10 protein-coding genes are annotated in these 14,552 nt (G+C 66.8%); 3 read left to right on the top strand and 7 right to left on the bottom strand.

Annotated features, from left to right (window positions below; all coding sequences use genetic code 11):
* Positions 1 to 5: 5 nt before the first annotated feature.
* The 5 genes from FFY45_RS06425 to FFY45_RS06405 form a co-directional block, all read right to left on the bottom strand.
* Positions 6 to 944, bottom strand: coding sequence for a DUF1684 domain-containing protein (locus tag FFY45_RS06425; RefSeq protein ID WP_176339811.1), 939 nt, complete (start codon positions 942 to 944; stop codon positions 6 to 8).
* The gene (gene mutL / locus FFY45_RS06420) at positions 944 to 2,806 is read right to left on the bottom strand and encodes a DNA mismatch repair endonuclease MutL (RefSeq protein ID WP_176339810.1); all 1,863 of its coding nucleotides are present in this window, start codon (positions 2,804 to 2,806) and stop codon (positions 944 to 946) included. Before mutL ends, FFY45_RS06425 begins: the two co-directional genes overlap by 1 nt.
* Before the next feature lie 137 nt (positions 2,807 to 2,943).
* Complete coding sequence (locus FFY45_RS06415) at positions 2,944 to 4,677, bottom strand: N-acetylmuramoyl-L-alanine amidase (RefSeq protein ID WP_176339809.1); 1,734 nt, start codon at positions 4,675 to 4,677, stop codon at positions 2,944 to 2,946.
* Between the two features lie 70 nt (positions 4,678 to 4,747).
* On the bottom strand, positions 4,748 to 5,248 hold the full coding sequence (tsaE, locus tag FFY45_RS06410; protein ID WP_176339808.1) for a tRNA (adenosine(37)-N6)-threonylcarbamoyltransferase complex ATPase subunit type 1 TsaE: 501 nt from the start codon (positions 5,246 to 5,248) through the stop codon (positions 4,748 to 4,750).
* Positions 5,245 to 6,732: an NAD(P)H-hydrate dehydratase gene (locus FFY45_RS06405; protein ID WP_176339807.1), complete on the bottom strand. Its 1,488-nt coding sequence runs from the start codon at positions 6,730 to 6,732 to the stop codon at positions 5,245 to 5,247. Before FFY45_RS06405 ends, tsaE begins: the two co-directional genes overlap by 4 nt.
* 24 nt (positions 6,733 to 6,756) lie before the next feature.
* On the opposite strand from FFY45_RS06405, the gene queG reads away from it, so the two are divergent.
* Together queG and xseA are read left to right on the top strand one after the other, a co-directional pair.
* Positions 6,757 to 7,824: a tRNA epoxyqueuosine(34) reductase QueG gene (queG, locus tag FFY45_RS06400; protein ID WP_176339806.1), complete on the top strand. Its 1,068-nt coding sequence runs from the start codon at positions 6,757 to 6,759 to the stop codon at positions 7,822 to 7,824.
* A gap of 54 nt (positions 7,825 to 7,878) precedes the next feature.
* A complete protein-coding gene (xseA, locus tag FFY45_RS06395) occupies positions 7,879 to 9,216 on the top strand; it encodes an exodeoxyribonuclease VII large subunit (protein WP_176339805.1) in 1,338 nt (445 codons plus the stop codon).
* A gap of 593 nt (positions 9,217 to 9,809) precedes the next feature.
* On the opposite strand, the gene FFY45_RS06390 is transcribed toward xseA, so the two are convergent.
* Together FFY45_RS06390 and FFY45_RS06385 are read right to left on the bottom strand one after the other, a co-directional pair.
* Complete coding sequence (locus FFY45_RS06390; protein WP_176339804.1) at positions 9,810 to 11,063, bottom strand: virulence factor family protein; 1,254 nt, start codon at positions 11,061 to 11,063, stop codon at positions 9,810 to 9,812.
* A 261-nt stretch (positions 11,064 to 11,324) separates the two neighbouring features.
* The gene (locus FFY45_RS06385; protein ID WP_180334220.1) at positions 11,325 to 13,169 is read right to left on the bottom strand and encodes a formylglycine-generating enzyme family protein; all 1,845 of its coding nucleotides are present in this window, start codon (positions 13,167 to 13,169) and stop codon (positions 11,325 to 11,327) included.
* Between the two features lie 118 nt (positions 13,170 to 13,287).
* On the opposite strand from FFY45_RS06385, the gene rnd reads away from it, so the two are divergent.
* Positions 13,288 to 14,382 carry a ribonuclease D gene (rnd, locus tag FFY45_RS06380; protein WP_176339803.1) on the top strand — a complete coding sequence of 365 codons (1,095 nt, stop codon included), beginning with the start codon at positions 13,288 to 13,290 and terminating at the stop codon, positions 14,380 to 14,382.
* The last annotated feature ends 170 nt before the right edge of the window (positions 14,383 to 14,552 follow it).

Here is a 14,552-nt window from a genome sequence, read left to right as displayed (position 1 = left end):
CCACGTCAGTGCGGCACCTTGTAAGCCTTCTCGCCCGCCGACACGGCCAGGTCGATCCGGTTTTCCGGTGGCGGCAACAGACAGGTCGCGAACGGCGTAAACGCGCACGGCGGGGTGTAGGCGCGATTGAAGTCGATCACCACATGCCCGGAGGCATCGGCGACATCCAGATCCAGAAAACGCCCGGCCGGGTAGCTCCCATGCCCGCTGGTACGGTCGGCGAACACCACGAACATCGGCCGCCCCGGTTCGCCGATGGTTTCCAGCCGATAGGGCTTGCCGTCGCGCTCGAATTCGACTGCCCCCGCGTTCGGTTGCTCGCTGCTGATGCCCACGATATCCACCATCGGGATGGTCTTGCCGACATCGTTGGGCACGTAGCGTCCGCTGATACGCCAGGACGGATCGACTGGCCAGTACTCCAAACCGGCGAAGCTGGTGCGCGATGGTGCATCGGCATGCTTGACCCGCAGCGCATTGCGGTCGCCGCGACGGATCAGGCTCAACACGCCCTTGCCGTCATCGAAATGGATGAAGGTCGGCTGTGGCTCGTCATCGGAGTGGAAGCGGATCCTGCCGGTCAGCGGCTTGCCATCGACGGTCAGCGCTGCACCGCGCTCGGGCACGAACCAGACCGTGTTGGCCTCGCTGGACACCATGCCCATCTTGGGCGGCCCGACCGCCAGCTTGATGCCGCTGTCGGCGCTGCTGCCGATGTAATGCGCTTTCAGCGATAGCCAATGCAGGCCGACCAGACTGGTCCAGCCGTCTGGCGCACGCAGCTCTGCCAGGCGGGCTTCGCGCCAGGCGGCGTTGTCGGCCAGGAATGTCTTGTCCAGGGCGACGGGCGCAGCCGGCGGCGGTGCGTCTTGCCCGCACCCGGCCAGCGTCATGAACACCAGCATGCCGAGCAGCCAGTGTTTCCCCTTGTGCAACCCAGCCATCAACGCCCCCTGAGAAACCAACGATCAATTTCGCCCAGCGTAAACCGTGCCCATGTCGGTCGGCCATGGTTGCATTGGCCGGAGCGCTCGGTGGCTTCCATATCGCGCAGCAGCGCGTTCATTTCGGGCACGGTGAGGCGTCGATTCGCGCGCACTGCACCGTGACAGGCCATGGTCGACAGCAGCTCATCGCGCGCAGTGGCGATGCGGCGGCTCTGACCGTGTTCGCGCAGGTCGCCGAGCACATCGCGCAACAGCGCTTCCGGCTCGGCATTGGCAAGCAGCGCGGGAATGCTGCGCACATGCAGCGATTGCGGGCTGGCGCGGGTGATCTCGAAGCCCAGGCTGGCCAGCGTATCGGCTTCGCGCTCGGCGGTGTCGGCTTCGCGCTCGCCTACTGCCAGCGTCATCGGCACCAGCAGCGGCTGCGCGTGCAGACCGATGCTGTCGTGCGCGTTCTTAAGCCGTTCGTAACCAATGCGTTCATGCGCGGCGTGCATGTCCACCACGATCAAGCCCTCGGCGTTTTCGGCCAGGATGTAGATGCCATGCAATTGCGCGACGGCATAACCGAGCGGCGGTACACCGCTGTCTTGCGAGGTTGCCGGCAAGCCGGTGCCGGAGAAGGTCTGCATGGCCGCGGACTGCTGCTGTGCGCTGCCGGATGGCGGTGCATACAACGCGCTGTACGCGGCGCGCGCTTCATCCACGCGCAGGCCCAAGGGTGTTTGCGATGGGGTCCAGTTGCCGTAGCCAGTGCCGCCACCACTGCCGGTTGCGCCACCGTAGCTTGGGGTGTTGGCCACTCCATTCGGTGCAGCACTTGTGTCGCTGGCGCCTTCCGTGCCGATGCTGTTTGGCATCGCGCCGGCACGCGTGTGCGCCAGCGCATCCTGCAAGGTGCGATAGACGAAATCGTGGATCAGCCGCGCCTCGCGGAAGCGCACCTCATGCTTGGCCGGGTGCACATTGACGTCAACGCGCGCCGGATCGAGTTCCAGAAACAACACATACGCCGGCTGGCGGCCATGGAACAGCACATCGCCATAGGCCATCTTGACCGCGTGCGCCACGCTGCGATCGCGCACCGAGCGGCCATTGACGTAGAGATATTGCTGGTCGGTACTGGCGCGCGAGTAATGCGGCTGCGCGACCCAGCCATGTAGACGTAGACCGGCGCCACTGTGATCCACGCGCAAGGCCTGCCGGGCGAAATCCTCGCCCAAGGTTTCGCCAAGACGCGCATCCGAATACAGATCTCCCGGCTTGTAGCGGCGCGAGGGTTTGCCGTTGTGCGAGACCCGCAATTCCACATCCGGCCGCGCCAGTGCCAACGAGCGCAGCCACTCTTCGATATGCCCGAGCTCGGTGCGCTCGGCACGCAGGAACTTGCGCCGCGCCGGCACGTTGTAGAACAGCTCGCGCACCTCCACCGTGGTGCCCGGCGCATGCGCACGCGGCGTCACTTCGCCCAGGCGGCCGCCTTCGATTTCCAACGCGGAGCCGTGTTCGGCATCGTGGCGGCGCGAGACCAGGGTGAAGCGGCTGACCGAGGCGATCGACGGCAGGGCTTCACCGCGAAAACCGAGCGTGGCTACGGTTTCCAGATCGTCCAGCGAGGCGATCTTGCTGGTGGCATGCCGCGATACCGCCAACGGCAGTTCGTCCGGCGGGATGCCGCCGCCGTTGTCGCGGATACGGATCAAGCGCACGCCGCCTTCTTCGAGCTCGATATCCACGCGGGTGGCGCCGGCATCGAGCGCGTTTTCGACCAGCTCCTTGACCACCGACGCAGGCCGCTCGACCACTTCGCCGGCAGCAATCTGGTTGATCAGGATGTCGGGCAGTTGACGAATCGCCATCAGCGCGCGCTCCGATGTCGGGAGCAGAAAACACGATGCATCGAGGAGGTGACAGGCAAGGCAGACGTCGGCACGGCAATCCGGCGGCGCGCAGGCGCCGTCATCAAGGAATCAGTGCGGAATGATAGCCGAGCGGGTCAGCGGCTGCCGCCGGCCACGGTGCCGGCGCTTGCATCGGCTTCGGCCTGCGCACGCGCGGCGAACAGCGTGCCCGGCGGCGGCTGGCGGGTGAAGAAGGTATCGATGCCGTCCAGCACGGCCGAGGCGATCTTGCGCTGGTAGGCCGGATCGATCAGGCGACGCTCTTCATCCGGATTGGAGATGAAGGCGGTCTCCACCAGCATCGCCGGCATGTCCGAGGTCCGCAGTACCGCGAAGTTGGCGCGTTCCAGAAACGGCTTGTGGTTGTTGCCGATCCGCTTGAGCCCGCCCAGCACATGGCCGGCAGCATCTTCGGAAGCCTTCATGTGGCCGCTTTGCGCCAGATCCAGCAAGACGTTGGCAAGCGTGCTTTCGGTCTGCTGCAAGCGCACGCCACCGACCAGGTCGGCAGCATTTTCCTTGTCGGCCAACCAACGCGCGCGCTGCGAGGAAGCCCCCTTGGTCGACAGCACGTAGACCGATGAACCGGTTGCGCTGCGATTTTCTGCGGCATCGGCGTGGATCGAGATGAAGATGTCGGCCTTGGCGGCACGCGCTTTTTGCGCGCGCATCGGCAGCGGAATGAACACGTCGGTGTCGCGCGTCATGTACGCTTTCATGCCGGGTGTGGCGTTGATCTGGCGCGCCAGTTCGCGGCCGACCGCCAGGGTGACGTCTTTTTCGCGCTTGCCGGTGGGGCCCATCGCACCCGGGTCCTGGCCACCGTGGCCGGGATCGATTGCCACGATCAACGGGCGCATGCCCGGCGCCATCTTGATCCGCGAGGCTTCGCTGGGCAGTACCGGGCGCGGCGGGATGTCGTCGCTGTCTGTGCCCGCAACCACGCCTGACGCCGCGTTCGGCATGGCTGCCGCGGTGTTGCCGGGTGCAACGCCCATCGGCGCAGTGCCACCGTTCAAGATCGCAGCGGGCGATGCGCTGCCGCCAGTCATCGCCACGCCTGTGGGTGCATTGGCAGTGGTGACCGTGACGCGATTGGGCGTATTGCTGCCGGCGCTTGCCGGCATAGCCGTACTGGTCGTCACCGCGCTCGTGGCAACGCTGGGACGCGGCGTCGGCACGCCAGTGGCGACCGTTGTCGGAACGGGTGCCGTTGTGACGGTAGGCATGGCCGATGCCGGCACGTACGGTGCTGGTTCTGGCGCCTGCGGCGGTGGCGCGGATGAGGCGCGCTGCGCAGATGCAGCCAAGGCTGCGGTCGCACGCGCTGCCTCGGCCTGTGCATTCACCGGCTGCGCCGTGACCGGGCGCGGCACCGGCATTGCTGCAGGCGCTGTCGCCGTGGTGGCGGCCGTGGCCGCAACCGGCGTCGGATCGCCCGGCCACTCGATCACCAAGGTCGAGGCATTGCCCAGCGTCTGCATCTGCGGCTTCAGCGGCGTGACCGGCGTTGCCAGCTCGAACACCACCCGGAACGTCCCCGGCACCGGCTGGCCCGTGCGCACCGAGGTCACCAGACCGGCAGCGCCAGGCAGCTTGAGACCGCGCACGCCCGCAGAATCGGGGAAATCCACCACCAACCGATTGGGGTTGGCCAACGACAGCGTCTTGAAGCCGCCGCTGCCGGCAAGCTGAATCTCGGCGCGCGTGCCGGTTGCACCGGTGCTGACACCAACGCTCTTGATTTCGCCGGCCCACGCAGCAAAAACCGCCAGACTCAGGCTGGCGGTCAAGGCAGAAACACAGAACTGGCGGATCCCCGGTGTCATGGGGCTGGATTCAATCACCCAATAGTGTCAATTGCAAGGTGATTTCCCTTAATAATCCACAACCTGGCGTTCATTGTTCTTGTGAGCCGACAGAAAGCGCCTGCAACTCGGGGTGCTGTGCCAGACGTGCCAGCCAGCCGCGCCCCGTTTCGCTTCGGCCCAGCAGCTTGACGCTGCGACCCTCGCCTTCAACGGCCAGTTCTACATCCAGATCCACTGGCGGCAGTGCGCCTGCGCCACGTTCCGGCCATTCGACCAGCCACAGGCTCGCGCTGCCCTCGTCGAGCCCGAGAAAGTCCAATTCGCCGGCATGCCCGATGCGGTACAGATCCAGGTGCCAGGCCTCGTCGCCGGTGCTGAGCGGATAGCGCTCGACCAAGGTGTAGGTGGGGCTGCGGATCGGCCCGGTAACGCCGAGCGCGCGCAACAGCGCACGCGCCAGGGTGGATTTGCCGGCACCAAGATCGCCATGTAACTGCACCATCGCAGTCGTGGGTCGCACTGCGGCCAGGGCCTGGCCCAGGGTTTCGGTGGCCTGCGCATCGACCAGTTGTGCGGTGAGTTGGTTCATGCAATGGCTCCGGCGTTGGCCAGGCGGCGCAGTTCGGGTAACAAATCCGTTGGCAGCAGGCCGCGCTCGCCATCGCGCGCGGCCGCGTCGCCAGCGCAGGCATGCAACAAGGCGCCCAGGCTGGCGGCATCGAGCGGCGACCAGCCCTGCGCCAGCAAGGCGGCGATCACGCCGGTCAGCAGATCGCCCATACCGCCGACTGCCATGCCCGGATTGCCGGCGTCGATGATGCGTGGCACCGCGTGCGGCGCGGCGATGATGCTACCCGCACCCTTGAGCACCACAACCGCGTCGAAGCGCTTGGCCAAGGCGTCTGCGGCGGCCAGACGGTCGCGCTGGACCTGTGCGATGGACAGGCCAAGCAAACGGCCGGCCTCGCCGGGATGTGGGGTCAATACGCGCGGCCCGCGTCTCGGCACTGCGTTGGCAGCCAGCAGATTCAGGCCGTCGGCATCGATGACGACCGCGGTATCCGAGGCCAGCACCGCATGCCACAACGCCTGTGCCCAGGCGTCCTGACCCAGGCCCGGCCCCAGTGCGACCACGTCGGCCGCATTGGCCAGTGCGGCGATGTCGTCGTCGTCCTGCACCGCGCGCACCATTGCCTCCGGGCAGCGCGCCAATAGCGGCGGCACGTGCTCGGCGCGGGTGGCGACCTGCACCAGCCCTGCGCCGCTGCGCAAGGCCGCTTCGGCGGTCAGCATGATCGCGCCGCCGCTACCGAGATTGCCGCCCACGCACAGCACCCGCCCGGATTCGCCCTTGTGCGTATTGCGTCGGCGCGGCCGCAACTGCGCGGCCAAGGCGTCGATGTCCCAACTGTGTGCGGCAGGCTCCAGCCCGTCGAATGCGGCATCCGGCACCTCAAGCGAGGCAATCGCGCGCTCGCCGGCATGCTCCAGCGCATCGCCGGTGTACAGCCCGATATGCGGCACGATGAACTGCAAGGTGACCTCTGCGCGCACCGCGGCATCGAAGGCCACGCCGCGATCGGCATCGATGCCGCTGGGCACATCCAGCGCGAACACCGGCACGCCGGCTGCGTTGATGGCCTCGATCAATGACGCGGTGTCAGCATCCGGCGCACGGTTGAGGCCGATGCCGAACAGCGCATCGACGATCACATCGGCCTGCGCCAGCGGAGACGGAAACAATGCGATCGCGCCACCAACGCCCAGGTAATCGGTGCAGGCCCGCTGTGCCAGCGCCGAGGCCGGGCCGTGCCCTGGAAGATGCACTACCCGCACATCACGCCCGGCCCGCTGCGCCAGGCGCGCCACTACATAGCCATCGCCACCGTTGTTGCCGGTTCCGCACACCACCACGATGCGGCGCGCTTGCGGCCAGCGTTCAAGAAGGTACTGCCAGGCGGCCTGCCCGGCGCGTTGCATCAACAAGTAGCCATCGCCACCGAGCAGCGCGGTGGCCTGCGCATCGAGTCTGCGCGCAGCGGCGGTGTCGTAAAGATCGAGCGGTACGTACATGCCGGGAATTCTATACTTGTCGCCATGTCTGCCGTCCTCGCCCGCCCCGACCCCACCGACGCTGCCGCGCGCATCCGTGCGCTTGCGCGCGAGGCCGGCTTTCAACGTTGCGGCATCACTGGCATCGAGCTGGGCGAAGACGAGGCGCATCTGCGCAGCTGGCTGGAAGAAGGCCTGTACGGGACCATGCATTGGATGGCCCAGCACGGCGACAAGCGCTCGCGCCCGCAGGAGCTGGTGCCCGGCACCCTGCGCGTGTTGTCGGTGGGCATGGATTACGGCCGCAAGGACGACTCCGAAGCTTGGAACACCTTGCACGATGGCACCCGTGCGTACGTGGCGCGTTATGCATTGGGCCGCGATTACCACAAGCTGATGCGCAACCGCCTGCAGAAACTGGCCGAGCGCATCCAGGGCGAAATCGGTGCATTCGGCTTTCGTGTGTTCGTCGATTCCGCGCCGGTGCTGGAACGCGCGCTGGCGCGCAATGCCGGCCTGGGCTGGATCGGCAAACACACCTGTCTAATCGATCGCAACGGCGGCTCGTGGTTTTTCCTGGGCGAGATCTACCTCGACCTGCCGCTGCCGATCGACACGCCCGCCACCGCGCATTGCGGCACCTGCACGCGCTGTATCGATATCTGTCCGACCCAGGCCATCATTGCGCCGTATCGACTGGATGCGCGCCGCTGCATCGCCTATCTCACCATCGAACACGATGGCGCAATCCCTGAGGAGATGCGCAAGCCGATCGGCAACCGCATCTTCGGTTGCGACGACTGCCAGCTGATCTGTCCCTGGAACAAGTTCGCCCAACGCACCGACGAAGCCGATTTTCGCGCCCGCAACGACCTGGATGTGGCCACGCTGCCGCAGCTGTTCGCCTGGGACACGGACGAGTTCCTGCGCCGCACCGAAGGCAGCCCGATCCGCCGCAGCGGCCACGAACGCTGGTTGCGCAATATCGCAGTGGGATTAGGCAATGCGCCCGGCGCGCCGGAGGTATTGGCGGCACTGGAAGCACGTCGCAACGACGATTCGGAACTGGTACGCGAGCACGTGGGTTGGGCGCTGGCGCAACACGGCCTGTGAGCGTCCGCGTGATGCACTCACGCATGCGCATCGCCGCTGCGGGATAATGCGCCGATGGCCGACCGCAACGAACAGATCCTCACCCCCAGCCAGCTCAACACGCTGGCGCGCGACCTGCTGGAAGGCAGCTTCCCGCTGGTCTGGGTGGAAGCAGAGCTGAGCAGCGTCACCCGCCCTTCTTCGGGCCATCTGTACTTCACGCTCAAGGACGCACGCGCGCAGATCCGTTGCGCGATGTTCAAGCCCAAGAGCACCTGGCTGAAGTTCCAGCCGCGCGAAGGCCTGCGCGTGCTCGCACGCGGGCGTCTCACCCTGTACGAGGCGCGCGGCGACTACCAGCTGGTGCTCGACCACATGGAAGAAGCCGGCGAAGGCGCCTTGCGCCGCGCCTTCGACGAGCTGCGCGCGCGCCTGGCCGCCGAAGGTTTGTTCGATGCCGAGCGCAAGCAGCCGTTGCCGGCGCATGTGCGGCGCCTGGCGGTGATCACCTCGCCCAGCGGTGCGGCGGTACGCGATGTGCTCAGCGTCTTGTCGCGACGTTTTCCGCTGCTGGAAGTGGACCTGCTGCCCTCGCTGGTGCAAGGCGACAGCGCCGCCGCGCAGATCACCTCGCTGCTGCAGCGCGCAGACGCCTCCGGGCGCTACGACGTCATTCTGATCACCCGCGGCGGCGGCTCGCTGGAAGATCTATGGGCGTTCAACGATGAGCGCTTGGCACGCGCGATTGCTGCCGCGCAGACACCGGTGGTGTCGGCGGTTGGCCACGAGACCGACTTCAGCCTCAGCGATTTCGTTGCCGATGTGCGTGCGCCCACGCCCTCGGTGGCCGCCGAGTTGCTGGTGCCCGATCAACGCGAGCTGGTCGCCCGCGTGCGGCGCGCGCATGCGCGCATGGCCCAGCTGCAACAACACGCGCTGGGCAACGCGATGCAGCGCGCTGACCGGCTTGCATTGCGGCTGCGTGCGCATAGCCCGCAGGCGCGGCTGCAACTGCTGCACCGCCGCCAGGAAGATGCCGGCCGCCAGCTGCGCGCGCGCATGACGCAGGTGCTGGAGCGGCTGCAGGCACGCGTGCAACGTGGGCAGGCACGCCTGCATGCGCACAACCCGCAACGCGATCTGGCCAACCTGCAGCAGCGCCTGCAGGCCTTGCATCCGCAGGCAGCCATGCAGCGACGTTTGCAACACGATCAACTGCGGCTGCGTGGTCTTGCACGCTCGCTGGAAGCGGTCAGCCCGCTGGCCACGGTGGCCCGCGGCTATGCGATCGTGACCCGCCCCAACGATGGCAGCGTGGTACGCAGCGCTGGCGAGGTAGCGCCCGGCGAGCGCCTACGTGCGCAGCTGGCCGATGGCAACATCGAGGTACGCGTAGAACGCAGCGAAAGCTAAGAGCAGCTGACACACCCTCTTGAACGCTGTATCGATGGCGGCACCATGTCTGGTGCACCCGGCTTCGTTGACGCGTGGAATGATGTCGACAATGGCAGCGACATTGATCGAATCGAAAAGCGCTGATCAGACCACCCGTCATCGCACAACTCGCGGCATGCACCGCTCGCACCAAGCGCACCGACCTTCCCCACTGGTCCTTGCCCGCCCACCGTCGCGGGACCTTACGCGGCATGGATGCCGCGTAAGAGCCTACACGGACGTACTTGCGGCGTGTCCCGCGAGGGTGGGCGGGCAAGGGCCCTGCAGCCAACTTACAGATCAGCCGCTCTGCAAGTGATGTATCGAGGTATTCGATCACTCCAGGACAAACGAGAATTCGCGTCGTAGCGTCGTAGCGTCGTCGAAATGCAATCAAATGCTTGGTTCAAAAGTTCAGCGCATCGAGGGCGCAATGCCCTCACCGCGCGCGGGACACGCCGTGAATCAGTCCATGAAGAATCCTTGACCGCATCCCTGCCGCCAAGGGTCCCGCAAGCGGTGAGGACATCGCAGCTGGCGACTCGGTCGTGTGCTGTTGGTCGCGTCGCCCCTCAACCGCGGCTGGGCGTGGACGTCTGCACCGCATGCTGCCAGCCTTGCAGCAACACGCCGGCCAGCACCGCAGGATCGTGATCGAAGTGATGGCCACCCGGGCGCGCAACCACCTCGACACCGCGTGCGCGTAACTCAGGGCACAGCGTGTCCTTTTCCTGATCGCCGTAGATGCATTGCAGGCGATGCGCGTCCAGCGACTGGATCGCCGGTTCCACATCGCGCTCGGCATCGTTGTGCCACCCCAGCCAGCCGCCGACGCGCACCTTGAAATCGGCCTGGTGACCAAGGCCGAGCAAGCTGACGAATTGCACCGAGGCACGCTGCTGCGGCGACAGCTCAGGATAGGCGAACGGCAACACGTCGGCGCCGAACGAGTAGCCCACCAAGGCGACGTGCTGGATATGCCAGCGCTGCCGATACGTTGCGATCAGCCGATCCAGATCCGCCCCGACCTGCTGCGGCGTGCGGCTGCCCCAGAAGTAACGCAGGCTGTTCCAGCCCACCACCGACACGCCCTGCTGCTGCAACTGCGCAGCGATGCCTTTGTCCAGTTCGCGCCAGCCACCATCGCCGGACAGCATCACCACCAAGCGGTCGCTGCCGGGCGCATGCAGTTCCACCAACGGCAGATCGCCCACGCCTTGCGCCTGCGCTGCCTGAAAATGGCCAAGGGTGGCCGCGGCAATCTGCATCGGATTGGCGTCGTCGACCAGATCATCGAGAAAGCCCTGATTCGCATCGGGCACATCGCGTGAGCAGGCCAGGCCGACATCGCTGGCGCCGCCGTCGGCGACAACCGCGCCACCCAGCACGTCCGGCGCGGCCGAGGCCATCGCCTGACGTGCCAGCACTGCACCATCGCCCTGCCCCACCAGCACCGGCGGCAGGAACGCATCCACGTGCTCGGCGCGCAGCAACTTCTTGCCCAGCCGCTCGGCATCGTCGGCCAGCGAGCTACAGGCGGCGTGGTGAGACCGCACACGTTCGCGGTAGCTGGCGGTATCGATCACCGCGACCAACGCACCGTCGTTGCTCAGCATCTCGGCAAGTTGCTGGCCGTCCTGGGGATGGCCGCTGTCGGGCAACAGCACCACCATCGCCTTGGGCGTACCTTGGGGGCGCACCACTTCGACCGAGCCGTAATGCCCGGCAGTGTTTCCATCCTGCAGATGCCGCGCTACCGCGTAGCCGCTGCCACCGATCAGCAACACTGCGATCAGCCAACGAAACAAACGGATTCCCCAGCTCATCGCAGCCGTCCTTCAGAAGTGCCGGCACTACAGACCGCAGCGAACCCGAGTGGGTTCCGGAGCGGGTCGGGGGACTGTTCGCTGGGGTTAAGCCTGCGCACCGGGTGACCCGTGGACAGCGGTGAACAACACCGGACCGGCGCTCGCCAGGAAGCTGCAACCGGCGCGCGGCAATCGCACTGCGCCTGGCCCCAGGTACGTCGATCTGCGCTGCTGCGATCACGCCTTGGCGGCGACAGGCACGCCGCTCGCAGCGCCGCTCTAGATACCGCGCGCCACGCGGAAGCCGATGCGCGCGCTGGTGCTATCGGAGTCCTGCGACTGCCGCCAGGCCGCGCGCGTCTGCTGCGGCGAATTGGCCCAGCTGCCGCCGCGGATCATGCGCTGCCGGCAACCGGGGTTGAACCAGGCGGCACCGTCGGCCGGCGCGCGCCGGTAGCTGGCATGCCAGCAGTCGGCCACCCACTCGCTCAGATTGCCGCCCATGTCGTGCAGGCCCCAGGCGTTGGCGCGAAAGCTGCCCACCGGCGCCGGCCCCCAGAAACCGTCGCCATAGCCGACAAAGCCGTTGTTCCAATGCCGGCCACTGCGCGAGACATCGTTGCCGCCGGTGAAATTGCCCGCATCCAGCGGCGGCGAGCCGGCATTGCCCCACGGATAACGCCCGGTGGTGCCGGCGCGCACCGCGTATTCGAACTCGGCCTCGCTGGGCACGTGGTAATGGCGGCCGGTCTGTTCCGATAGCCAGCTCGCATAGGCTTCGGCGTCGCGGATGCTGACGTGCATCACCGGGCTGTTGGGCGCGGCCTGCGCGCCGTTGTAGTCGGATTGCCAATCCACCCCGCTGCGGCGGATGAAGTTGCCGCTGCGCTCGTCGTACACCACCGAATGCCCGCGTCGGGTGGCACGCGGGCGTGCGCCGGTCGCCTCGATGAATTGACGAAACTCGGCGACGGTCACTTCGGTGATCGACAGCGCAAAGCCCCGCGCGAAGCGCACGTAATGCGCGGGGCGCTCGTTGTCGGATGCCCCCGGTTCGGCATCGCCTGCACCCATCTGAAACGCACCATGCGGCACCACGATCATCTGCGGCCCACGCCCACCCACTTTGAGCCCATCGGTGAACACCTGCCCGGGGCGAAAACTGCCGTAATGAGTGGCCAGTTCCAGACGACGACGCAGATCGCCGGCCACCGGGTCGCCCGGGTCGGCGATGCGCAACACTTCGGCCAATTTCTCGCCGGCCGGCTTGAGCCCCCGCGGCGAGTTCAGATCGTGCAGGCCGGCATCGTGCAAAGCCGCGATCTGCGCGTGGCGCATGCGCTCCACGCGTGCCCGTGCATCGGCAATGGTCGGCGCGCGTTCGCGCACCTGCCCGGCCATCTGCAACCAGTAACGCGCAGCGATGAAATCGCCTGCCTCGGCGGCCTGCTCGGCACGTGCCAGCAAGCCGCTTTCCACGGCCGCAAGTCCTTGGCGCGTGCGTGGGTTGTCGGGGTCCAGCCGGGCCGCATCGCGAAAATTCACCAGTGCGCCATTGCCGTCTTCGCCCAGCCGCCCACCGCGCAGATCTTCTTCGCCGGCACGGTTGAAGCCGAGCACGCGCTGCGCGGTTTCAACCGCACTCTGCAGCGCGCGCACCTTGGGATCCTGCGGCGCCAGCGCCAGGGCCACGATGGCCAGCTCACGCGCCTGTTCGAGCGCATCGTCCTGGCGCTCGGTCTGTTCGATCAAATCCTCGCCGCGCTCGATCAGCCGGCGCCGCGCCTGCTCCAGCCCGCGACGGCTGGCCGCATCTTTGCCGTCGGCACGTTGCTGGATCGCCAGATACAACGGGATCGCATCGTCGGCACTGCGAAACAGCCGATCTTCCTGCAAGGCCTGGTCGGCACGCTTACGCGCCTGCGCCAAAGGTTCGTCGCCCAGGTCCACTGCCGGCGGTTGCCATTGCGCCACGGTCTCGGCGGATTCTTCGCCACTGATCGAGACATTCGGCTTGCTCGGCACCGCAGCTGCGGCTGCAGGTTGTGGCGCAGCGGCAGGCGCTGGCGTGGGCGCACGCGAACAGGCGCACAGGCTTAGCGCGACCAGTCCCCACGCTGCCATCCGGTTACCGCACTCACCCACCACCTGCTCCTTCCAGTGCTCTGCCGCACGACAGGCGATCGCGACGTTAGGCTATTCTGCGCGTTCTGCGCAAACCCTCGCTGTCGACGGAAATCACGTGCCCCATTGGATCACCCACCCCTCCGAGCTGACGCAACGCCTGCACGCAGCGCGTCCGTCCCGCATTGGCCTGGACACCGAATTCATTCGCGAACGCACCTACTGGCCCCAACTGGCGCTGGTGCAGATGGCCATCGGCGAGGAGATCCTGCTGATCGACCCGCTGATTCCGGGCATGAACGCGGCGCTCGGGGAGTGGTTGACCGCCACCGATATCGTCAAGGTGATGCATAGCGCCAGCGAAGATCTGGTCACCTTCAAATGCGCCTGCGGGGTGTTGCCGCGGCCGTTGTTCGATACCCAGATCGCCGCCGCGCTGGCCGGTGTGGGCGGTGGCATGGGCTATCAGAAGCTGGTGCAGGAAGTGACCGGCACCTTGCTGACCAAGGGCGAGACGCGCTCGGACTGGATGCGCCGCCCGCTCTCGCCCGCACAGCTCGAATACGCCGCCGACGATGTGCGCTATCTGTTTGCGATCCATGATGAACTCAGCCGCCGTCTGACCGAGCAGGATCGCCTGGGCTGGCTGGCCGAAGATGCCGAGCGCCTGCTCGCCACGGTGGAGCACGACGATGGCGAGCGTTGGCCGCATGTGAGCCTGCGCACCGCGCAATTTTTGGAACCTGCCGCGCAGCGTCGGCTGCTGCGGCTGCTGCGCTGGCGCGATATGCAGGCGCGTCAGAGCGACCGCCCACGCAGCTGGATCCTGGACAACGAACTGGCCAGCCAGCTGGCACGTTTTCCACCCGACGATCTGGACGCACTGCTGCGCCAGTTCGACAAGTTCCCCAAGGCCCCGCGCAAGCTCGCCACCGCAGTGTGGGATGCCCTCAACACGCCGCTGCCGGACGAGGACCATGCGCCGCTGGCGCAGGCCGCCACCGACGGCAACAAGGCAGTACTCAAGCGTCTGCAGGACGCGGTGGCGCAGCGTAGCCGCGAACTGGGCCTGCCGGACGGCATCCTGGCCTCGCGCCGGCACCTGGAGAGCCTGATCGAACAACACAGCTGGCCTGCCCCGCTGGGCCAATGGCGCCGCGAGGTGCTGGAGGCGCAAGTGCTGCCGCTGCTGGATGACGCTACCGCGCGGTGATCGCAGTAAGGTATCGCTCGCTGTATGGTGACCGCCGGGTTTGCTGCACGGGCAGCCCCTGGACGGCACCTGTCGCGGTATTGCAAAAAGCGACCGCACAGGCCCGGCGACAGGGGTTTCACACCCTGAGCAGGCACCCGCGCGGCTAACGGCCGCCGACAGGCCGCATG

The organism is Xanthomonas hortorum (assembly GCF_011305375.1).
Classification (GTDB): domain Bacteria; phylum Pseudomonadota; class Gammaproteobacteria; order Xanthomonadales; family Xanthomonadaceae; genus Xanthomonas; species Xanthomonas hortorum_E.
This window is presented reverse-complemented; position numbering and strand designations above follow the sequence as displayed.